Raw genomic sequence first — 21,409 nt, 5'->3', positions numbered from 1 at the left:
CCGCTCAGGGCGTCCAGGTCAGGAAGTTCCCGATCATGCGCAGGCCCACGTCCTGACTTTTCTCAGGGTGAAACTGCATACCAACCATAGAGTCGCGGCCGATCACGGCCGTGACCTCCTGCCCATACTCCACATAAGCCAAACGCTGCGCCGGGTCGCTGACCCGGAAGTGGTAGGAGTGCACGAAATAGGCGTGATCTCCTGATTGCACTCCGGCAAAGACTGGGTGGTCGCTTTCCAAAACCAGATCGTTCCAGCCCATATGGGGCACTTTCAGCGCGCTGTCCGATGGTTCGATCCGCACCACATCACCTGCAACCCAGCCCAGACCGTTGGTCTCGGAGTATTCATGGCCCTTTGAGGCCATCAGTTGCATGCCGACGCAGATGCCCAGAAAGGGTCGGCCTTTCTTTTCGACGGCCTCGATCATCGCGTCGTAGATGCCTTTGTGGCCGCGCAGCTCAGCCGCGCAGGCGGGGAAAGCGCCGTCACCGGGCAAAACCAACCGGTCGGCACGGGCAACAACGTCCGCGTCCGAGGTCACGACAACCTCACCCGCGTCCATCTCGCGCGCCATGCGCTGAAACGCCTTTTCGGCCGAGTGCAGATTGCCACTTTCGTAGTCGATAATGGCCGTCAGCATCTACAAGGCGCCCTTCGTGGACGGAATCGCGTCCGCCTTGCGCGGATCGGTTTCGACCGCCAAACGCAACGCACGCGCGACGGCCTTAAACGCGGCCTCGGCAATGTGGTGGCTATTGAACCCGTGCAATTGGTCAATATGCAGCGTGATGCCGCCATGGGTGCTGAACGCCTGAAAGAATTCGCGCACCAATTCGGTGTCGAAGTTGCCGATCTTGGGGGTCGGCAGGTTCACGTTCCAGATCAGAAACGGGCGCGCGGACAGGTCCAGAGCGCAGCGTACTTGCGCGTCATCCATGGGCAGGTGGCACTCGCCGTAACGACGGATGCCCTTCTTGTCGCTCAATGCCTGCGTCAGCGCCTGACCCAGCGCGATGCCGGTATCCTCAACCGTGTGGTGATCGTCGATGTGGTAATCACCCTTGGCGCGGATCGTCATGTCGATCAGCGAATGGCGCGCAAGTTGGTCCAGCATGTGATCGAAGAACCCGACGCCGGTTTGGTTGTCATAGGTGCCGGTTCCGTCAAGATTGACCTCGACCGAAATCTCGGTCTCGGCGGTTTGACGGCTGATCTTTGCGCTGCGCATGGGCGAATTCCTTTTGCTACAGGCGCGCTTATAGACGGGGATTGGTCGGCTTATCCAGACCAAGCGTTGCTTTCACTGCAATCTGTTGCAGGGGATTGCGCCCGGTGACGTGCCATGCCAGCCTGCCGGAAACTCAATCAACAGGTCCAAATCATGTCCACCTGCGTTTTCATCCAGATCCGCTGCAAACCCGGCACCACCTACATGGTCGCTGAAGAAATCGCGCTGCGTGAAATTCATTCCGAGCTTTACTCGACCAGCGGCGAATATGACCTGCTGCTCAAGCTCTACATCCCCGAAACCGAAGATGTCGGTCATTTCATCAATGAAAACCTGCTGGTGATCCCGAATATCGAGCGTTCGCTGACCACTATGACCTTCAAAGCGTTCTGAGTCAGACCGAAACGTCGGGCACCGAACCTTGCGGCGCGGCACATGCCAAAATCGCGCCGTTACGCGCCTGCTGATCAGTTGTTCCTGCCCGGAGCAACTGATGCACACCGAACATTACCATCAGCGGAACGCCAAGCGAGACCAGATAGTTTTCTCCGGCCAATTGCGACCAAACCACACCGAAAGCGCAGACAAAAAGCAAAACGGCCGAGTGCGTGTTTCTCTGTTTTGTCCCGTTGGTCTGATAGTTCAGGAACCCGTTCGTTCTGAACAAGGTCAAAACGACACCCGTTAAGAATACACTCATAAGAACGAGGGTCGCGATGTTCCCGGTCAAAATCGTCGCCGTGTCGCGATAGCCAAGCAAGATCAGGCATTCGATCAGTGGCGTGATCGCCACCATGAAGAGATTGATACCAAGTAAAATGGGCTGTGGACGCAGCGTTTTCCTGACATAGATTACGCAAACCAAGGCGGCCAGAACCGTGCCGATCCACCCGGCCAATCGCATATCATCCGTGGCCCGAAACAAAAGCATGAAAACCACGCCCGGCAGATTCTCAAACATCTCAAGCAGCAACTGCTTTTGGGTATCGCTGGGCATTCTGTAGATTTCCTTTTTGTAAATGCGCTTTTGGAATGTCGATTGTGGGATGAAATTACCCCAGTTCAAATGTCGTGATGCCGTAAATCCGGTCGAGATCAATGTCCGGTGCGTGGCTGGAATACATGCGGCCAGTTTCAAACACTTTGGTCAAACTCAACTGTTGCGCCATTGCCATAGCATGCGCGTTGGGGTTGGGCATGTCGATGAAGACCTCCGCATCCATCTGATCGGAGGGAAGTGTGGCCAGCAGTGACACTAAAAGGGCCTCTGCGATCTCGGGATTGTTCGCAAATAGGGGGCCGACCTTGTACCCGCTCAAACATCGCCGCAGGGTTGCATAGCCCTTGATCTGACCATCTTCCTCAAACACCCGAGAGATATGACTAGGCGCGTTCAGCCAGCCATGCAGAAACGTATCGCGCGGGGCAGGGAACAGGCCCCGATCATACGACCTCAACTCATCCGACAGGGCGCCGAGGGGCGTGATTTGATCGTGAAGGGACCGGCTCAGTTGATCTAGGATTTTACCCACCGTGCCCGAGAAGCGGTAATTGTCATAGGCCAGCTCGAACCCGAATTTGCGGTAGTTGTCCTGCTGTTCGACAACGCCATCCATGCCCATGTTCCGGTGCTGACAATGCGCCTTGACCGCCTCGGCAACCTGCAGCCCATATCCCGATCCGCGATACTCGGGTTGCACGATATAAAAGCCTAAAAACGAGTAGTTATTGTCATAATTCACAGCAGAGGCCGATGCGATCATCTGCCCATCCAGGAAACCGCCCTTAAACCCTTCGGGGTCGGAACCGCGAAAGCAGACCGCGTCGTGTAGCCCTGGGTTCCAGCCTTCCTGGCCGGCCCAATCGACGGCCGTTTGTAATTCGTCTTCAGTCAAAGCGCGAATAACGTATTCTGGCATCAGCGCACCTCTGTTGTGATTGCGTGCCATTCGAGAATGCCGCAACACCAGACAAAGAACCAGCATGTTCAGAGAGGTTTGTATCTGGAGCGGGCGAGGCGATTCGAACGCCCGACCCTAACCTTGGCAAGGTTATGCTCTACCCCTGAGCTACGCCCGCATCAGATACATATTTTCGACCATTCGGTCTCTCAATGGAGCGGGCGAGGCGATTCGAACGCCCGACCCTAACCTTGGCAAGGTTATGCTCTACCCCTGAGCTACGCCCGCGCCGTTGAGTGAGGAGGGGTGTATTAATTCCCAAGCAGGGCTTCAAGCGGAAAAAACAAAAAAGAGGAAAATTCTTTGCGACGGAAACGCGCCCCTTAACCGTTCAAGAACCAGAGCATCCAAGAATAAGAACGGTGGAGGTGACGAAAATGACGTATACTAAGGATCTGAAGATGGCGGCCCTGGCGGCGATGATTTTGCTGGCTACGGCGGTGTCTGGCAAAGGCGAGAATCGAATGGGCGATGTCGAATCAATTTTTACGGAATCCCCTCGAATCGAAACGCAGATTTTGGCGGGGTAATCCCCGCCATCCGGTTCACAGCGCCATCAAAAGGCTGGCTATGGCTGCTACCACAATCACGGCGAAGGTCAGCAACATGCCGATCTGGCGCAGAATCACGATCTGCGGTTTGCGGCCGAACCCATAGGCATGCAGCACGCGCCCGGCCAGAATGCCAAGGCCCAACAGATTGACCAACCAGCCACCGGCGCCCTGCAACTCGACCATGGCGATCAGCAACAGGGCAAACGGTGCATATTCGGCAAAGTTGGAATGCGTGCGCATCACTTTGAGCATGTCGGTGTTGCCGCCATCGCCGTAGGAAATCTTGTCGCCGCGGCGCTGCATGATGACCCGCACACTGAGCGCGACATAGAGAAGTGCCAGCAATGCGGCATAGACTGGGGTGATGGACAGCATGGTCTGCTCCTTTCAGGATCAAAAAAGGGCCGCCCGGTTCCCCGAACGGCCCTTGTTCCCGAAAAGGTTAGGTCGTTTATTCCAGTTCGACCAGTAGGTCCTTTGCGTCAATCTGGCTGCCCGGCTGAACATGCACAGCCTTGACCGTCGCATCGCGCTCGGCGTGGATGCCGGTTTCCATCTTCATCGCTTCGATGGTCAGCAGCATGTCGCCTTCCTTGACCTCCTGACCCGCAGCCACGGCGACGGTGGCCACCACACCTGGCATCGGCGCGCCGATGTGGTTGGGGTTGCCTGCCTCGGCTTTAGGACGGGACTGCGTGGTTGAGGTCACCAGTCGGTTTGGAACCCGGATCACGCGCGGTTGGCCGTTGAGTTCAAAGAACACTTTGACCTCGCCCTTTTCATCGGTCTCACCGATGGCCTGACAGCGGATTTCCAGGGTTTTGCCGGGATCGATCTCGGCCGTGATCTCTTCGCCGGGTTCCATGCCATAGAAGAAAGTACGCGTGGGAAGTGTGCGTACAGGTCCGTAAGCCCGGTGACGCCCCATGTAGTCAAGGAACACCTTGGGATACATCAGATAGCCGTTCAGATCCTCATCATCGACCTCTTTGCCCTCAAGCTGTTTGGACAGGTCCGCCCGGGTTGCTTCCAGATCGACTGCAGGCACGTCTTTGCCGGGGCGGTCGGTGTTGGGAGCTTCATCCTTGAGCACCTTCTTGACGATGGTGTCGGGGAAACCGCCCGGAGGTTGACCCAGATTGCCGCGCATCATGTCGACCACCGAGTCGGGGAAGGCCACATCCGTATTCGGGTCTTCGACCTGTTCACGGGTCATGTTCTGGCTGACCATCATCAGCGCCATGTCACCGACCACTTTGGATGACGGTGTCACCTTCACGATGTCACCGAACATCCGGTTCACGTCGGCATACATCTGAGCGACCTCGTGCCAACGCTCCTCCAGCCCCAGCGAACGCGCTTGCGCCTTGAGGTTGGTGAACTGACCGCCGGGCATCTCGTGCAAGTAAACCTCAGAAGCCGGAGCCTGCAGGCTGGATTCAAAGGCCGCGTATTGCTCCCGGACCGCCTCAAAATAATCGCTGATCTCACGGATCGCCTTGATGTCCAACCCGGTGTCGCGCTCGGTATGGCGCAGTGCTTCGACCACGGTGCCCAGCGTCGCCTGCGAAGTGTTGCCCGAGAAGCTGTCCATCGCGCAATCCACCGCGTCCACGCCCGCCTCGGATGCAGCGAGAATGGTAGCGCTGGCGATACCTGCGGTGTCATGCGTGTGGAAGTGGATCGGCAGGCCGACCTCTTCCTTCAGCGCCCGGATCAGAATTCTGGCCGACGCCGGTTTCAATAGACCGGCCATATCCTTGAGGCCAAGAATATGAGCCCCAGCGTCGCGCAGTTCTTTCGCCATGCCGACATAGTATTTCAGGTCATACTTGGCGCGGTCCGGATCCAGAATATCACCGGTGTAACAGACGGTGCCCTCACAGATTTTGCCGTTCTCAACCACGGCGTCCATGGCCACGCGCATATTCTCAACCCAGTTCAACGAGTCGAACACACGGAACACGTCGATGTTCTGCGATGCCTGACGCACGAACTCTTGCACAACGTTGTCAGGGTAATTGGTGTAGCCGACCCCGTTCGCGCCGCGCAGCAGCATTTGGGTCATCAGGTTCGGCATCGCCTCGCGCAGGTCGCGCAGACGCTGCCACGGGCATTCCTGCAAGAAACGGTAGGCCACGTCAAATGTCGCGCCGCCCCAGCATTCAACCGAGAACAGCTGCGGCAGGTTGGCTGCATAGGTCGGTGCCACTTTGATCATGTCGATCGACCGCATCCGGGTCGCCAGCAGCGACTGGTGGCCGTCGCGCATGGTGGTGTCGGTGATCAGAAGCTGGCGTTGTGCCTTCATCCAATCAGCAACGGCTTGCGGGCCTTTTTGTTCCAGCAGGTTGCGAGCGCCCATCTGCGGCTCGGACTTCGGTGCCGGAGGCTTTGCGTCTTTCAGATCAGCGCGCGGTTCGGGGCGATCCTTGGTCTCGGGATGCCCGTTCACCGTGATGTCGGCGATATAGGTCAGAACCTTGGTGCCGCGGTCGCGGCGGCGCTTAAAGGAGAACAGGTCCGGCGTCGTGTCGATGAATTTGGTCGTATATTCATTCGACAAGAAAGTCGGGTGTTTGAGCAGGTTGATGACAAAGTCGATATTGGTGCTGACGCCGCGAATTCGGAATTCACGCAAGGCGCGGTCCATCCGGGCAATCGCAGCCTCGGGTGTCGGCGCCTTGGCAGTCACTTTGGTCAACAGCGAGTCGTAATAGCGCGTGATCACACCCCCCGCATAGGCGGTGCCGCCATCCAGACGGATGCCCATTCCCGTGGCCGAGCGATAGGCGGTGATACGACCGTAGTCGGGGATGAAGTTGTTCTGCGGGTCCTCGGTGGTGATCCGGGTTTGCAACGCGTGACCGGTCAGGTGCACATCCGACTGGCTGTTTGCGCCGGTGGCCTCGGCCAGAGTTTTGCCTTCGGCGATCAGGATTTGCGCCTGAACGATGTCGATACCGGTGACTTCCTCGGTGACGGTGTGTTCAACTTGCACACGCGGGTTCACTTCGATGAAGTAGAACTTGCCGGTCTCCATATCCATCAGGAATTCAACGGTGCCTGCGCATTCATAGTTCACATGGGCACAAATCTTACGGCCCAGTTCACAGATCTCGGCGCGCTGCTCTTCGCTCAGGTAAGGAGCAGGCGCGCGCTCGACCACCTTCTGGTTCCGTCTCTGGACCGAGCAGTCGCGTTCATACAGGTGATAGATCTCACCATGCTTGTCGCCCAGGATCTGCACCTCGACATGGCGGGCGCGGATGATCATCTTTTCCAGATAACCCTCGCCATTGCCGAACGCAGCCTCGGCCTCGCGGCGGCCTTCCAGAACCATCTCTTCCAATTCATCCTCGGACAGGATCGGGCGCATCCCGCGCCCGCCGCCGCCCCAGGACGCCTTGAGCATCAGGGGATAACCGATTTCTTTCGCCTCGGTCCGGATCGCGTCCATGTCGTCGCCCAGAACCTCGGTCGCCGGGATCACAGGCACACCCGCCGCGACGGCCACGCGGCGCGCGCTGGCCTTGTCACCCAAGGCGCGCATGGTTTCCGCCTTCGGGCCAATAAAGGTGATGCCGTTCTGCACGCAGGCATCGACAAAGTCCGGGTTCTCGGACAGCAGGCCATAGCCGGGATGGATCGCATCTGCCCCACATTCTTTAGCGACGCGGATGATCTCATCGATGCTCAGGTAGGCCGCAACAGGCCCCATCCCTTCGCCAATGCGATAGGCTTCGTCCGCTTTGAACCGATGCAAGCCCAGCTTGTCCTCTTCGGCAAAGACGGCAACGGTGCGTTTGCCCATCTCATTGGCGGCGCGCATAACGCGAATGGCAATCTCGCCTCGGTTGGCGATCAGGATCTTGGTGAATTCAGTCATGTCGAGTCCCGGTCCTACTTGTTTGGCCGTGTTGATAGGCGGACAATACGCGCACGTATATCAGTCGTTCTGGGTAGAACCGGCATGTTAACGCTCGCAAACGCCCCCTATTAGCGCTATTTATTTAATAACGCTGCACCGCAGCATCGGCAAGCGGCACGACTGGGGGCAGGTGATTCAGCGACACAGCCCCCATTTGACCCATATTCGCGTGCATATCCTGCCGCAAAATGTCGATGACATGGGCAGGGCCTTTGGCGCCGAGGGCGGCCAGCCCATACATGAAGCCACGGCCCAGCATCACAAAATCGGCCCCAAGGGCCTTGGCACGCAAGATGTCCAGACCACCTTCGATACCACTGTCGAAGATCAGGGGCAGGTCTGTGGCCGCGCGGATTGCAGGCAAGGCGTCGATTCCGGCGGGGGCACCATCGAATTGTCGTCCGCCGTGATTCGATATCCAGATGGCGTCGACGCCAGCCCGCTGCAATGGCTCGGCATCTTCAGGGCGCTGCACGCCTTTCACGATCAGCGGGCCATCCCAGGCATCGCGCAGCCAGTGAACATAGTCCATGTCCGGAGACGTGCGGAGCAGATACCCAACATGGGCCGTCGGGGGCAAGTTGCTGGAGTTGTCCGTATACTTGTCCAGTGTCCGCATCCGCGGCGGCCCGCTACGCGCTATTCCAAGCGCCCATTCCGGCCGCATCGCGATTTGGGCTAGCAGGCGCGGCGTCAATCTTGGTGGATTGGTCAGGCCCGAGCGTGTCTGCCGTTCGCGTCGGGATGCAACCGGAACGTCTGCGGTCATCACAAGCGTCGTAAAGCCAGCATCCCGGACCCGATTCAGAAGATCCTTACGAATGTCCGGGTCCTTTGGCGGATAAAGCTGAAACCACGCGTTGTCACCCAGATGCGGCGCGACGTCCTCGGGGCTTTGGCAGGCAACGTTGGATAGGGTAAAAGGCAGACCGGCGCTTGCGGCAGCGCGGGCAAGATGAGCTTCGGCATCAGGCCAAATCAGGCCGGCCATACCGATCGGGGCAACGCCGAACGGTAAAGGGTAGGTCTGACCCAGGAACTCGGTCGAAGTGTCAAATTCCAATGGTCCGTACAGGATAGACGGCAGGAAGCCGACGCGGTCCAAACCGTCGCGATTGCGGCGCAGCGTGGCCTCAACTCCGGTTCCGCTGTCCAGATACTCCCATACAAAATGAGGTATCCTGCGCTGGGCGCGGTATTTTAGATCGGCAATGCCGGGATAGCGACTATGAAGGTCCATAGGGATTGATCAGACCTGAAACACGATTCGGCAAGGATTTTAAGCCGTTGATTGCCCGCCAACGGCTTTTATCGGCTTTTTGAGCTGGGAAATCTGCTGTGCGTCAACTCCGCTGCCGGCGACCTGCACTTGATTACGGCCTTTGTCCTTGGCCGCGTACAGCGCATCATCGGCGGCGCGCATCAGATCCTGCGGCATGGTGCCGTGGGCTGGATAATGCGAAACACCAACCGAGATCGTGATGCGGGGCAGGGATTTCTCGCCATAGCGAACCGAAACAGCCTCGACAGCTTGCCGCAATTGCTCAGCCCGCGTGATCGCGTCGTCCGACGTATTGTCGGGCAGGATCAGCATGAATTCTTCGCCACCAATGCGGCAGGCAACCTCATCCCGGTCGCAGCCCTGTTCCAAAGCAGCCCCAACCGCGCGCAACACCATATCACCGGCATCATGCCCATGGGTGTCGTTGAACTTTTTGAAGTGATCCACATCCACGGCAATCAGGCTGAGCGGCGCGCCGGTTTGCTGACTGCGGTTGATTGATTTGCGCAGGGTTTCAAGCATATGCCGCCGGTTGAACAGCCCGGTCAACGGGTCCCGGACGGACTGGTCATGCAACTGATCGCGCATCCGTACATTGGCAATCGCCATGCTGATCTGTTCGGCGCTGAGCTGTGCTAGCTTTTTACTCGTATGAAACGCCTCATCAGTCCCTTCTAGGGCGCGGAGGTGCAGAAGGCCGACCGTCTCCCCATGCGCCAGAATCGGAAAGCAGAAATAGGGCCGCCCGTCATGTGGTTCGGCGTGTTCACAGACAAAGTCGATCTCGGACGCGCCGTATTCATAGGTTCGGCCACGCCGAAGCCCCCAACACCCTTCCGGATGAATGTGCGCCTTATGGGTCCCGCCATTCCAACTGGCACAGCCATCCAGGACGTCGCGCGAATTGGAATATACGTAAACGCTGCCCTCAGCCTCGGGCAGGATATGGGTCATGAAGCGCGAGACCATATCGAACAACTCGTTCAAGGAACGGCTGGACTGCAACCACTCGTTCAATTCGCCCAGCAATCGGACTTCGCGGGCCAGGCGCAGCTGATTCTCCATCAGATCACGCTCTTTGGCGGATTGTTTTTGCAGCGCCCGCAATTGCAAGCGGTTCGCCCGGTAGCTGGCAAAGGACACGGCAACAAGCGCAAGCAGGGCGATGCCACTTAGAACGGTCAAAGAAATCCTAAGCCGCGAGATGAACGTGGTGCGCAAGTCGGAGATATCAGTAAAGAACTCAATGGCGCCGATAAAACGCCCATTCTTGGCCACCGGCATAAAGACTTCGGCAACATGGTGCTGCGTTGCGTTCAGGATATTGTCGGTATGCAGATCAAGCCCGTCGATCTCGGACAGTGGAACAACTTCCTGAATGTAGTGAATCATTCCTCTGGCAACGTCGCTGCGAAAGAAATCACGGTTTTCAACACTGCCTACCTCTGTCGGACGAGTAGACCAGGTGACACGCCCAATTGAGTCGAGCAATTTGAAGCGGTAAACATCAGAGGCTTCGGGCATCGCGGCCAGAAATTCGGCGTCATGCGCATCAATCACGCCGGTCTTAAGCGCGGTCTCGGGGTACTCCAGATGCAAGACGACGCGGCGCTTCCACAGCTCGGCTTGCTTGAGAATGTCGACCTTTAGCATCCTGTCGACCAGCGGCGCAGGCAATTTGTAAATTCCCCAGCCGCATCCAATTGCCAAAGAAATCAGCAACATGCTGATACCGATCCATTTCAGCCGGTGATTTACGGCCCCCCGATTATCCTTAGTCATACCTTCGCGCTCCCACAGCAATTTACTGATCATCGCGGCGGGTGTTTTACAGATGGTTAACGAAGCCGTTCTCAGTCCAAGTCGCTTGATTAGAATTGATCGTAAAGGTGTAACAAAATCTGGGCGAACAAGGCGTGAACAAACCCTTTCCCTCGGCCAACATCCAGCGTAGTTTGGAAAGATGAGCAGTTTCGACGAAATGGACGCCTTTGAGGGCGCATCCCTGTCCGCGCGCGCCATGGCCGCGCGCCCCATGCCTTATCTGGACGAGTTGAACCCGGCGCAGCGCGACGCGGTAGAGAGGTTGGACGGTCCTGTCCTGATGCTGGCCGGTGCGGGCACGGGGAAGACCAAGGCACTGACCGCGCGTATCGCGCATCTGCTTAGTACCGGGCGGGCGCGCCCGAACGAGATCTTGTCGGTGACATTCACCAACAAGGCCGCGCGCGAGATGAAGAACCGCGTGGGCCGTTTGTTGGGGCAGCCAGCCGAGGGGATGCCTTGGCTGGGCACGTTCCACTCGATCTGCGTCAAGCTGCTGCGGCGGCACGCGGAACTGGTCGATCTGAAATCGAACTTCACCATTCTGGATACGGATGATCAGTTGCGGCTGCTCAAACAGCTGATTCAGGCGGCCAATATCGATGACAAACGCTGGCCGGCGCGCATGTTGGCCGGAATCATTGATGACTGGAAGAACCGGGCGCTTACGCCCGACAAGGTGCCTGCTGCCGATTCCGGCGCCTATAACCACAAGGGAATTGAGATCTACGCTCAGTACCAAATCCGGCTGCGCGAGCTGAACGCAGTGGATTTCGGCGATCTGCTGTTGCACATGGTCACGATTTTCCAAACCCATCAGGATGTGTTGGAGCAGTACCAGCGCTGGTTCCGGTACATCCTTGTGGATGAATACCAGGATACCAACGTCGCGCAATACCTGTGGCTGCGGCTGCTGGCCGGGGCGCACAAGAACATTTGTTGCGTTGGGGATGACGATCAGTCAATTTATGGTTGGCGAGGGGCCGAGGTGGGCAACATCCTGCGGTTTGAGAAGGATTTTCCCGGGGCTTATGTTGTCCGGCTGGAACAAAATTATCGTTCAACCCCACATATTCTGGCGGCTGCGTCCAATGTAATTCGCGGCAATGAAAGCCGGTTGGGCAAAGAACTGTGGACCGATGCGCAGGATGGAGAAAAGGTACGGTTAATCGGCCACTGGGATGGCGAGGAAGAGGCTCGCTGGATCGGTGAAGAGATCGACGCAATGCAGGGGGGAACGCGCGGTGCGCGGCCCTTTAATCTGGATGAAATTGCGATTCTCGTGCGGGCCAGCCATCAAATGCGCGCGTTTGAGGACCGTTTTCTGACCATCGGCCTGCCCTACAAGGTCATAGGCGGCCCGCGATTCTATGAGCGGATGGAGATCCGTGACGCGATGGCATATTTCCGTCTGGTGGTTAGCCCGGGCGACGATCTGGCCTTCGAGCGGATCGTGAATACCCCGAAACGCGGGCTTGGTGACAAGGCGCAGCAGACGATTCAGATGACGGCGCGGGAAAATGGCGTGTCGCTGGTCGATGGGGCGCGGATTGCTGTCGACAATGGGCTGATCAAAGGCAAAGGCGGCAAAGCACTACGCGAGTTGATCGACGGGTTGGCGCGTTGGAACGCGATGACGCGCGGGCCCAAGATCGAAGTCGACGATGATTCTGTGATTGATGACGGCACAGCTCCGATGCGGTTTGGTGAGCCAGAGGTGTCACATATTGAGTTGGCGCAGATCATCCTGGACGAATCCGGCTACACGGCCCACTGGCAGAACGAGAAAACGCCTGAGGCTCCGGGGCGGTTGGAAAACCTCAAGGAGCTGGTCAACCAACTGGATAATTTTGAGAATCTGCAAGGGTTTTTGGAACATGTCAGCCTAGTGATGGACAACGAGAAGGAATCGGACGGGGCAAAAGTCTCGATCATGACCCTGCACGCGGCAAAGGGGCTGGAGTTCCCGGCCGTGTTCCTGCCGGGGTGGGAGGACGGGTTGTTCCCGTCACAAAGGTCGATGGACGAATCCGGGATTAAGGGGCTCGAGGAAGAACGACGACTGGCCTATGTGGGCATCACCCGTGCGGAAGAGATCTGTACGATCTCATTTGCGGCCAATCGTCGGGTGTTTGGTCAATGGCAAAACGCAATGCCGTCGCGGTTCATTGACGAGTTGCCCGAAGATCATGTCGAAGTTCTGACGCCGCCGGGGCTGTATGGGGGTGGCCAGCCGACTGCCGGTATCGAAACCCGTGCGGCCGAGGCCAATGTCTATAACTCGCCCGGTTGGCGGCGGTTGCAGGCCCGGCAGGGGCAGTATGGAACGTCCCAACCCCGCGAAAGCCGCAATACGGTGATTGACGCGACTGCGGTTGCCAGTTTCACCCTTGGCGAGCGCGTGTTTCATCAGAAATTCGGCTATGGCGCGGTGATCGGCATCGAAGGTGACAAGGTCGAGGTCGATTTCGAAAAAGCCGGATTGAAAAAAGTGGTTTCCCGCTTTCTGTCCGCCAAGGATGATGTGCCGTTTTAAGCAAACGGAATGTGCCTGACGGCACATGCTCGATCTTTTTGAAAAGCGCCCGGTTTCGACCGCGGCGCTTTTTTCTTGTCTGCAGAAACAAAAACGGCGGTTCCCAGGGAGGAGGAGAGGGAACCGCCGTTCTTTTCAACATCAGGGCAGGGAGGAGGAGAGCCCCGATGTATCCGAACCCGGGTTTGATCCCGGTATGAGGAAGACGCGGCGACGTCAGGGAGGAGGAGAGACGTCGCCGCGCGCTTTCAACACCGGGAAAGGGAGGAGGAGTACCCGGTGTGTCTGCTTCCGGCGATCAGGGCCGGTATTAGGGGCGGCGACATCAGGGAGGAGGAGAGATGCCGCCGCTGAAATACAGGTCCAAAAGGGAGGAGGAAGGACCTGATCTCGGTGTTTCTGTGTCGCTTACCGTGCGACGTGTTCTTCGGCCGCTTGCTGAGCCAGGCGGCGGATCATCGAGCGGTGAAGCCCCAGATCAGCCAGTTCACGGTTCGACAGGTCAGACAGTTCGTGAACTGTCTGGCGATAGACGCGATATTGGATGAACCGGGTCTTTGCCGCCTCGAACAGCGAAGCCAGGCTAGTTGCCGGTGCGCCTTTGAGCGCGGTGTTATGTGTTGCTGCAGCCATTTGCTTTACTCGATGTATTCGTTGTTGCCGGTGTTGTCCGGCGCTTGCTTGAGATTGAAAATAATCAAATGCTGCGATTGCACAATACCCGACAACGTCAATGCTGCTATGCAGCAAATGCATAGATATCAACCGGTTGCCAGTGTGGGTTTGGCCGAGCCAATAAAATAAGGCCTTCAGTGAGTGTTTCCCCTAGGGAAGGTCTCAACAAGGTTTTCTGAATTTTCGTGTCTGCGCGTCTTTTGAGCGTAGTTTGTCAATTCTTGTGCGCTTTGTGTATTGGACGGGCCAGGCGCGCGGCGGCTGACATGATGATTTCTGATCGTGGGAATTCATGGGCGTCAGCTGGGGCGGCGCAGAATCCACATGTGGCTGAGGTTAAAAATTGGGATGATTCGTTAACCCAGTGGCCCATTTTCGCTATGCTCATCATAAAATATCACCTCTGGGAGAATTTTCTGGGAAATTATGGGAATATTTGGGGTGGCTCCGAAATTGGCCTATTTAGTATTCTGATAACATAAACTACCTACAATTGGTGTCTGCGGGGTGGTTTTCTTTCCCAGTTGCGTTGGCTAAACTGTGATTCTGAACATAGCGTCGGCAAATTTTCTGTTGATTTCCATGAATTCCCATGTCATCCCTAGTTCATCCGATGAGGACGAGGCACATGGGGCGCCAAACGACCCCGAACCAATAAAAACAGGTTTCATACAGGCATCTCGCTTTCATCAATCAAGAGATCCGGCGCGCGGGCGAGCAGACATCCCCCCAGGTGGCGCGCGCAGCTGGACATCCCGCACAGCGGGTCAATGCGGCGGGTTGATCAGTGGCAGCAGATCAACCCGCCGTTTTTCATCTGGGGGAGTGAATTTTAAGTGGGGCGCAAGCGGAAGGGACAGTCGTCTTGGCGCGCAGGTTTAGAGGTGAAAGCCACCACAAGGTGGATACGAAGGGCAGGGTGTCGATCCCGGCCTCGTTTCGCCGTGTGCTTGAATCCTCTGACCCGAACTGGCAGCCCGGCGACACTCCTGAGCTTGTAATTGTCTACGGCGACCACCGACGCAAATTCTTGGAATGCTATACTATGCGGGCGATCGAAGAGGTCGATGCCAAGATCGATGCGCTGCCGCGCGGGTCGATGCAGCGGAAGATGTTGCAGCGCATGTTCCACGGTCAATCTTTCCCGACCACAGTGGATGAAACCGGCCGTCTGGTGCTGCCGGCCAAGCTGCGCAACAAGATCAATCTTGAAGGTGAGGCATTCTTTATCGCCGCGGGTGACACGTTCCAGATTTGGAAGCCTGAAACTTACGATTCCGAAGAATTGGCTGCGGCCGAAGAGTGGTTGGACGAACAGCCCGAGGACTTTGATCCTTTGGAGTTCCTTGACGGCACCGGGGATGCGTAACGGCATGGCCGGCGCTAACACCCCTTCTGATAAACCTCATATTCCCGTTCTGCTGCGTCCATTGCTGGCTGCTGTTGCGCCCGTGTCGGGCGTCTGGCTGGATGGAACGTTTGGCGCAGGCGGATATACAAGGGGCCTGCTGGACGCTGGCGCAGATAAGGTCATCGGCGTGGACCGTGATCCATTGGCCTTTGAAATGGCGGCGGATTGGGTCGGAGATTATGGCGACCGGCTTGTGATGCAGCCGGGTGTATTCTCGCGCATGGACGAATACGCACAGGATCTGGATGGTGTCGTTCTGGATCTGGGTGTGTCGTCGATGCAGCTCGACCTGGCGGAACGCGGATTTTCTTTCATGAAGGACGGCCCGCTCGACATGCGTATGAGTCAGGAGGGCGAAAGCGCGGCAGATTTGGTCAATACTGCGACCGAGGAACAACTGGCTGATATCCTGTATCATTATGGCGAAGAGCGTGCCAGCCGCCGCATTGCCAAAGCCATCGCCAAAGCGCGTGCGGAAGAGCCGATAACAACAACTCTGCGCCTGGTTCAGATCATCGAATCCTGTTTGCCGCGTCCCAAGCCGGGGCAGTCCCACCCTGCAACGCGCAGTTTTCAGGGCCTGCGGATCGCAGTGAATGCTGAATATGAAGAGCTGTATCAGGGCCTTATGGCTGCTGAGCGCGCTTTGAAGCCGGGCGGGCAACTGGCAGTCGTGACGTTCCATTCCATCGAAGACCGGATGGTCAAACGGTTCTTTCAGTCCCGTGCGGGCAAAACGGGCCGGGCCAATCGCTATGCGCCCGAGATTGAGCAGGAGCTGCCGCAGTTCACGCTTAAGACTCGTAAGGCCGTGGGGCCGGATGATCAGGAGCTGCAGGAAAATCCGCGTTCACGCTCGGCAAAGCTGCGTGTTGCAATTCGAACGGATGCGCCGTCGGGGGAAATTGATGCCCGCGCCGTTGGCATGCCGCAACTAGGGGGAAGAGCAAAATGAAGAGTGTTTTGTATGTGTTGACTGCTCTGTCCGTGTTTGGACTGGCGCTGTGGGCGTATCAGGAAAACTATCGCACGCAGCAGGTGGTGAAGGAAACGCAGAAGCTGCAGCGCGAAATTGGTATGGCGCAGGTGAAGCTGGCGGTTTTAAACGCCGAATGGGCTTATCTGAACCGCCCCGATAGGTTGCGTGAGCTTGCAGATCTAAACTTTGAACGGCTGGGCCTTTTGCCCCTGCGGGCTGAGCAATTCGGTCGCGCCGATCAGATTGCCTATGCGGAAGATCCTGACCTGCCGATCGTCGACCCGATCGAGCTGCAGGCCATCACGAATATTCAGGCGCTGGGTGAGGTGCAGATCCCATGACCCGCACGCCGCTGCGCCCTCTGGCCCGAATCCTTGACGCGCGCTCGCGCGGCGAGAATCCCAAAGCCATCGAGCGCGAAAATATCCGCAAGCGTCACGAAGACATGAAAGACCGCAGCCGTACCCGCGCTGAGGGCCGCTTGCTGGTGCTGGGTCTGTTCTTTTTCTGCGCCTTTTCAGTCGTGGGCGTCCGGATGGGCATGTTGGCCACGTCCGAAGCGCAAGAACCCGTGGCCTCGGCCCCGGGTGCAGCCATTGCGATGCAGCGGGCCAACATCGTAGACCGGGAAGGGCGCATTCTTGCGACCAATCTGGACACTTATTCGGTATATGCGCAGCCGCCGCTGATGATCGACCCGATTGCTGCCGCTGATCAGCTTGTCGCGATCTTCCCCGATCTGGAAAAAGAACGCCTGGTCAAGGATTTCACTGGGAATCGCAAATTCCTGTGGATCAAAAAGCGTATCTCGCCCGAGCAGAAACAAGCCGTGCACGATATCGGTGACCCGGGCATTCTGTTCGGCCCGCGTGAGATGCGGTTGTACCCGAATGGCCGTCTGGCGGCGCATATCCTAGGCGGGTCAAGCTTTGGGCGCGAAGGTGTCAGTGCTGCCGAAGTGATCGGTGTGGCCGGTGTTGAAAAGCAATTCGACGACTACCTGCGTGATCCCGCGAATGGGATTAAGCCGCTGCAGCTCTCGCTGGACCTGACCGTTCAGGCCGCGGTTGAGCAGGTTCTGTTTGGCGGCATGAAGATCATGAACGCCAAGGGGGCGTCGGCGGTTCTTATGAACGCGCATACGGGCGAGGTGATCTCGGCGGCCTCATTGCCGTCCTTCGATCCCAATGATCGCCCGCGCCCGCCGACCTCGGGGTTCGATCCCTCAGACAGCCCACTGTTCAATCGCTATGTTCAGGGCGTTTATGAACTGGGATCCGTGTTTAAGATATTCACCGCTGCGCAGGCGGTTCAGCTGGGTTTGGTGAATTCAAATACGATCATCGATACCTCAGGGCCAATGAAGATCGGCCGTTTCCCGATTGGTGAATTCAACGGCAAGAACTATGGCAAGATCAGCGTAGCCGATGTGATCGTCCACAGCTCGAACCGGGGCACCGGGCGACTGGCGCTGCAGATCGGCGCGCAACGGCAGCAGGATTTCCTGGAATCGCTTGGTATGTTCGATCCCACCCCGTTCGAAATCGTCGAAGCCAAGGGCGGCGAACCGCTGAAGCCCAAGAAATGGGGCGAACTGAGCACGGTGACCATCTCATACGGTCATGGTCTGTCGACCAGCCCCATGCATCTGGCGGCAGGGTACGCGGCGATTGCCAATGGCGGGCACTATGTAAGCCCGACGATTCTGCGCAAAAATGGGCCACAATACGGTCCTCGGGTGATGTCTGATAACGCGGCAAACCAGGCGCAGAAGATGTTGCGCCGGGTGGTAACAGATGGCACCGCCAGTTTTGGCGATGTGGCAGGCTATGATGTGGCCGGTAAGACCGGCACCGCCGATAAGCCCAAGCCGCGTGGTGGTTATTACGACGACAAGGTGATTGCGACCTTCGCGACGTTCTTTCCTGCCTATGACCCAAAATATGTCCTGATCGTAACGTTGGACGAACCATCCATCCTTGCCTATGGCGAAAAGCGTCGTACGGCAGGCTGGACAGCGGTTCCTGTGGCCGCAGAATTGATCGGGCGCATCGCACCTTTGCTGGGCCTGCGTCCTCGGGTTGAGCCTGAGGCCGGCGCTGCTATAACGCTGACCTCAAATTAGGCTGTCCAAACGAGGTGGGTCATGGGCGCAAGGACAAAGAAACTCAGCCAACTGGCCCTGACCGCCCGAGGCGGCGCCAATCCTGATATCACAGGGCTGGCGGTCGACAGTCGCGAAGTCAAAGACGGTTTCCTCTTTGCGGCACTTCCCGGTACACGTGTTCATGGCGGTGAGTTCATTCAATACGCTTTGCGTATGGGGGCCGCAGCCATCCTGACGGATGCTGAAGGGGCAGAGATCGCAGCCGAGGAACTGGCCGCATCAGATGCGGCGCTGATCGTGCTCGAGGACCCGCGTCAGGCGCTGGCCGGGTGCGCTGCGCTGTGGTTCGGAGCGCAGCCTAAGACCATCGTTGCGGTTACTGGCACCAATGGCAAAACCTCGGTCGCGACATTTATTCGCCAGATCTGGACCGAACTTGGTCACGCTGCGGTGAACCTCGGGACCACAGGGGTCGAGGGCGCGTGGACCGCACCACTAGCCCATACAACGCCCGAACCAATCACTTTGCATCGTTGCCTGTCCGAGGCTGCGGAGAACGGAGTGACTCATGCTGCGATGGAGGCATCCTCGCACGGGTTGGAGCAGCGCCGCTTGGACGGGGTACAGCTGGCTGCGGCGGGGTTTTCGAACTTCACTCAGGACCATCTGGACTACCACGAAACGTTTGAGGCGTATTTCAACGCCAAGGCAGGTCTGTTTGATCGGGTCCTGCCGCAAGACGGCACTGTTGTCGTCAACATGAGCGATCCCAAGGGCGCTCAGGTCCTCCGAATTGCCAAAGACCGGGGGCAGAAGGTTCTGACCGTTGGGCTTGGGGAAGCAGACCTGTGCCTGATGAATCAGCGGTTTGACGCAACAGGTCAGGACTTGCGGTTTTCATGGCAGGGTAAGATTTTCCAAACCCGGTTGAATCTGATCGGTGGTTTTCAGGCCGAAAATATCTTGTTGGCCTGCGGTCTGGTTATTGCTGCAGGGGAAGAGCCTGAACACGTGTTCGAAACCCTGCCGCATCTCACGACGGTTCGTGGACGCATGCAGCTGGCCGCGACGCGAGAGAATGGGGCAGCGGTATTTGTGGATTACGCTCATACACCTGACGCAGTGGCGACCGCACTCAAGGCACTACGCCCGCATGTGTTGGGCCGCCTGATCGCCATTGTCGGCGCGGGCGGTGATCGCGATGCAACCAAGCGTCCGCTTATGGGGCAAGCTGCCGCCAACCACGCAGATGTGGTTTTTGTCACCGACGACAACCCGCGCAGCGAAGATCCGGCCACCATACGCGCCGCCGTGATGGACGGGGCACCAGAGGCCACCGAGGTTGGCGATCGGGCCGAGGCCATCTTGCGCGGGATAGATGCGCTGCAACCCGGGGACGCGCTTTTGATTGCGGGCAAGGGGCATGAAACCGGCCAGATCGTTGGCGATCAGGTTTTGCCATTTGATGATGTCGAACAGGCCAGCATCAGTGTGGCCGCACTGGACGGGAGGGTGGCATGACATTGTGGACTGCAGTCGAGGCCGCCGAGGCAACCGGTGGACGCGTCACTTCGGATTGGGCGGTCAATGGTGTGTCGATCGACACGCGCACCATCCAGCCCGGCGATCTTTTCATCGCACTCACAGCCGCGCGGGACGGGCATGAATTCGTGGCACAGGCTTTGGAAAAAGGCGCTGGGGCGGCCTTGGTGTCGCGTATTCCCGAGGGCGTAACCGAAGATGCGCCCTTGCTGATCGTCGAAGACGTGCAGTTGGGGCTTGAGGCGCTGGGGTGCGCGGGTCGTGACCGCTGCAATGCTCGGGTGCTCGGGGTGACCGGAAGCGTCGGCAAGACATCGACGAAGGAAATGCTGGCCACGATTCTGGAAACGCAGGGAAAAACTCATGCCAGCGTTGCCAGCTACAACAATCACTGGGGCGTGCCGCTGACCTTGGCGCGGATGCCGCGTGACACAGAATTCGCGGTGATCGAGATCGGTATGAACCACCCCGGAGAGATTTCTCCGCTGGCGCAGCAAGCCCGCCCGCATGTGGCGCTGGTCACGACCGTGGCGGCAGTGCACCTAGAAGCGTTTGAGTCGGTGGCCGGTATTGCGCATGAAAAGGCGGGAATTTTTGACGGCCTGATCGAGGGCGGCGCGGCCATCCTGAACGCGGATATCGAGCATGCAGACATCCTGCGCGACTGTGCGCGGGATTTGGGCGCGAAAACAGTGGATTTCGGCCGCAATGGCTCCGACTACACATTGACCGATGTAACCCAAGAGGCTGACTCGGTTCATGCAAAGGCAACAGTCGCAGGGCGCCCGTTTGCGTTTGACGTGCAGTCAGCGGGCACGCATTTCGCCATGAACGCGCTGGGGGCATTGGCTGCCTGTGTCGAATTGGGCGTCGATCTGGATCAGGCGATTGCAGGTCTCGGCGGATGGTCGCCGGTCAAGGGGCGCGGGGTGCGCGAACAGATCGCGTTGACCGACGGTGGCCGGATCGAACTGCTGGATGACAGCTATAACGCCAACCCGACGTCGATGGAGGCCGCACTGGATGTTTTGGCCGCGGCGCAAGGACATCGTCGCATCGCTTTTCTTGGGGATATGAAGGAGTTGGGGCCGGAGGAAACTGCCATGCATGCGGCGATGGCGGATGTTTCGGCCATGCAGCGCGTGGACAAAGTGCATAGCGTCGGTCCGCTGATGAAGGCGCTGCACGATGCGCTTCCGGCGGATAAACGCGGGCTTTGGTTCGAGACCAGCACCGAGATGGCCGCCCATCTACCCGAGCTTGTTCAGGCCAGTGACACTGTGTTGGCCAAGGGATCGCTGAGCATGGCATTGGCACAGATTGTTGACGGTTTGCGTAAAATGGGGCAAGGGGGCGCGCTTGATTGATGATCGCGT

At 58.0% G+C, this 21,409-nt stretch carries 18 protein-coding genes and 2 tRNA genes; 9 read left to right on the top strand and 11 right to left on the bottom strand.

The window, feature by feature from the left end; translation table 11 throughout:
- Positions 1 to 4: 4 nt before the first annotated feature.
- Together hisH and hisB are read right to left on the bottom strand one after the other, a co-directional pair.
- A complete protein-coding gene (hisH, locus tag AC2FIS_RS04760; RefSeq protein WP_496772164.1) occupies positions 5 to 643 on the bottom strand; it encodes an imidazole glycerol phosphate synthase subunit HisH in 639 nt (212 codons plus the stop codon).
- Positions 644 to 1,231, bottom strand: a complete 588-nt coding sequence (gene hisB, locus AC2FIS_RS04755) for an imidazoleglycerol-phosphate dehydratase HisB (RefSeq protein ID WP_496772163.1) — start codon at positions 1,229 to 1,231, stop codon at positions 644 to 646.
- Between the two features lie 153 nt (positions 1,232 to 1,384).
- On the opposite strand from hisB, the gene AC2FIS_RS04750 reads away from it, so the two are divergent.
- Complete coding sequence (locus AC2FIS_RS04750; RefSeq protein WP_108859434.1) at positions 1,385 to 1,624, top strand: Lrp/AsnC family transcriptional regulator; 240 nt, start codon at positions 1,385 to 1,387, stop codon at positions 1,622 to 1,624.
- Between the two features lies 1 nt (position 1,625).
- Here the strand turns inward: AC2FIS_RS04750 and AC2FIS_RS04745 are convergent, their stop codons facing one another.
- The 4 genes from AC2FIS_RS04745 to AC2FIS_RS04730 form a co-directional block, all read right to left on the bottom strand.
- On the bottom strand, positions 1,626 to 2,228 hold the full coding sequence (locus AC2FIS_RS04745; protein WP_496772162.1) for a hypothetical protein: 603 nt from the start codon (positions 2,226 to 2,228) through the stop codon (positions 1,626 to 1,628).
- Between the two features lie 55 nt (positions 2,229 to 2,283).
- Entirely contained in the window at positions 2,284 to 3,180 is an 897-nt protein-coding gene (locus tag AC2FIS_RS04740; RefSeq protein ID WP_496772161.1) for a GNAT family N-acetyltransferase, read from the bottom strand.
- 55 nt (positions 3,181 to 3,235) lie between these two features.
- Positions 3,236 to 3,310 (bottom strand) — tRNA-Gly (locus AC2FIS_RS04735).
- Between the two features lie 35 nt (positions 3,311 to 3,345).
- Positions 3,346 to 3,420, bottom strand: a tRNA-Gly gene (locus AC2FIS_RS04730).
- Between the two features lie 8 nt (positions 3,421 to 3,428).
- Here AC2FIS_RS04730 and AC2FIS_RS04725 point away from each other — a divergent pair.
- Positions 3,429 to 3,722, top strand: a complete 294-nt coding sequence (locus AC2FIS_RS04725; protein WP_496772159.1) for a hypothetical protein — start codon at positions 3,429 to 3,431, stop codon at positions 3,720 to 3,722.
- A 15-nt stretch (positions 3,723 to 3,737) separates the two neighbouring features.
- On the opposite strand, the gene AC2FIS_RS04720 is transcribed toward AC2FIS_RS04725, so the two are convergent.
- From AC2FIS_RS04720 to AC2FIS_RS04705, 4 genes are all read right to left on the bottom strand, one after another.
- The gene (locus AC2FIS_RS04720; RefSeq protein ID WP_082637226.1) at positions 3,738 to 4,121 is read right to left on the bottom strand and encodes an MAPEG family protein; all 384 of its coding nucleotides are present in this window, start codon (positions 4,119 to 4,121) and stop codon (positions 3,738 to 3,740) included.
- A 76-nt stretch (positions 4,122 to 4,197) separates the two neighbouring features.
- Positions 4,198 to 7,635 carry a pyruvate carboxylase gene (locus AC2FIS_RS04715; RefSeq protein ID WP_496772158.1) on the bottom strand — a complete coding sequence of 1,146 codons (3,438 nt, stop codon included), beginning with the start codon at positions 7,633 to 7,635 and terminating at the stop codon, positions 4,198 to 4,200.
- A 124-nt stretch (positions 7,636 to 7,759) separates the two neighbouring features.
- On the bottom strand, positions 7,760 to 8,917 hold the full coding sequence (locus AC2FIS_RS04710; protein WP_496772156.1) for an alpha-hydroxy acid oxidase: 1,158 nt from the start codon (positions 8,915 to 8,917) through the stop codon (positions 7,760 to 7,762).
- A 39-nt stretch (positions 8,918 to 8,956) separates the two neighbouring features.
- Positions 8,957 to 10,741, bottom strand: a complete 1,785-nt coding sequence (locus tag AC2FIS_RS04705; RefSeq protein WP_496772155.1) for a sensor domain-containing diguanylate cyclase — start codon at positions 10,739 to 10,741, stop codon at positions 8,957 to 8,959.
- A gap of 181 nt (positions 10,742 to 10,922) precedes the next feature.
- Here AC2FIS_RS04705 and AC2FIS_RS04700 point away from each other — a divergent pair, with 181 nt between their 5' ends.
- The gene (locus tag AC2FIS_RS04700) at positions 10,923 to 13,319 is read left to right on the top strand and encodes an ATP-dependent helicase (RefSeq protein WP_496772153.1); all 2,397 of its coding nucleotides are present in this window, start codon (positions 10,923 to 10,925) and stop codon (positions 13,317 to 13,319) included.
- A gap of 408 nt (positions 13,320 to 13,727) precedes the next feature.
- Here AC2FIS_RS04700 and AC2FIS_RS04695 read toward each other — a convergent pair whose 3' ends face one another.
- Positions 13,728 to 13,952, bottom strand: a complete 225-nt coding sequence (locus AC2FIS_RS04695; RefSeq protein WP_108859440.1) for a DUF1127 domain-containing protein — start codon at positions 13,950 to 13,952, stop codon at positions 13,728 to 13,730.
- A gap of 943 nt (positions 13,953 to 14,895) precedes the next feature.
- Between AC2FIS_RS04695 and mraZ the strand changes: the two genes are divergently transcribed.
- The 6 genes from mraZ to AC2FIS_RS04665 are packed head-to-tail and all read left to right on the top strand — an operon-like array spanning position 14,896 to position 21,400.
- Entirely contained in the window at positions 14,896 to 15,363 is a 468-nt protein-coding gene (mraZ, locus tag AC2FIS_RS04690; RefSeq protein ID WP_496772152.1) for a division/cell wall cluster transcriptional repressor MraZ, read from the top strand.
- A 4-nt stretch (positions 15,364 to 15,367) separates the two neighbouring features.
- Positions 15,368 to 16,360 (top strand): 16S rRNA (cytosine(1402)-N(4))-methyltransferase RsmH, encoded by a 993-nt coding sequence (gene rsmH, locus AC2FIS_RS04685; RefSeq protein ID WP_282119125.1) that lies wholly within the window; start codon positions 15,368 to 15,370, stop codon positions 16,358 to 16,360.
- Positions 16,357 to 16,725, top strand: coding sequence for a cell division protein FtsL (ftsL, locus tag AC2FIS_RS04680; protein WP_058274326.1), 369 nt, complete (start codon positions 16,357 to 16,359; stop codon positions 16,723 to 16,725). The genes rsmH and ftsL overlap by 4 nt, the downstream gene beginning before the upstream one ends.
- A complete protein-coding gene (locus tag AC2FIS_RS04675; RefSeq protein WP_496772151.1) occupies positions 16,722 to 18,509 on the top strand; it encodes a peptidoglycan D,D-transpeptidase FtsI family protein in 1,788 nt (595 codons plus the stop codon). Before ftsL ends, AC2FIS_RS04675 begins: the two co-directional genes overlap by 4 nt.
- Positions 18,510 to 18,530: 21 nt before the next feature.
- The gene (locus AC2FIS_RS04670) at positions 18,531 to 20,012 is read left to right on the top strand and encodes a UDP-N-acetylmuramoyl-L-alanyl-D-glutamate--2,6-diaminopimelate ligase (RefSeq protein ID WP_496772150.1); all 1,482 of its coding nucleotides are present in this window, start codon (positions 18,531 to 18,533) and stop codon (positions 20,010 to 20,012) included.
- The gene (locus AC2FIS_RS04665; protein WP_496772149.1) at positions 20,009 to 21,400 is read left to right on the top strand and encodes a UDP-N-acetylmuramoyl-tripeptide--D-alanyl-D-alanine ligase; all 1,392 of its coding nucleotides are present in this window, start codon (positions 20,009 to 20,011) and stop codon (positions 21,398 to 21,400) included. The genes AC2FIS_RS04670 and AC2FIS_RS04665 overlap by 4 nt, the downstream gene beginning before the upstream one ends.
- The last annotated feature ends 9 nt before the right edge of the window (positions 21,401 to 21,409 follow it).

The sequence above is a fragment of the Ruegeria sp. CDSB113 genome (genome assembly GCF_059611045.1).
This window is presented reverse-complemented; position numbering and strand designations above follow the sequence as displayed.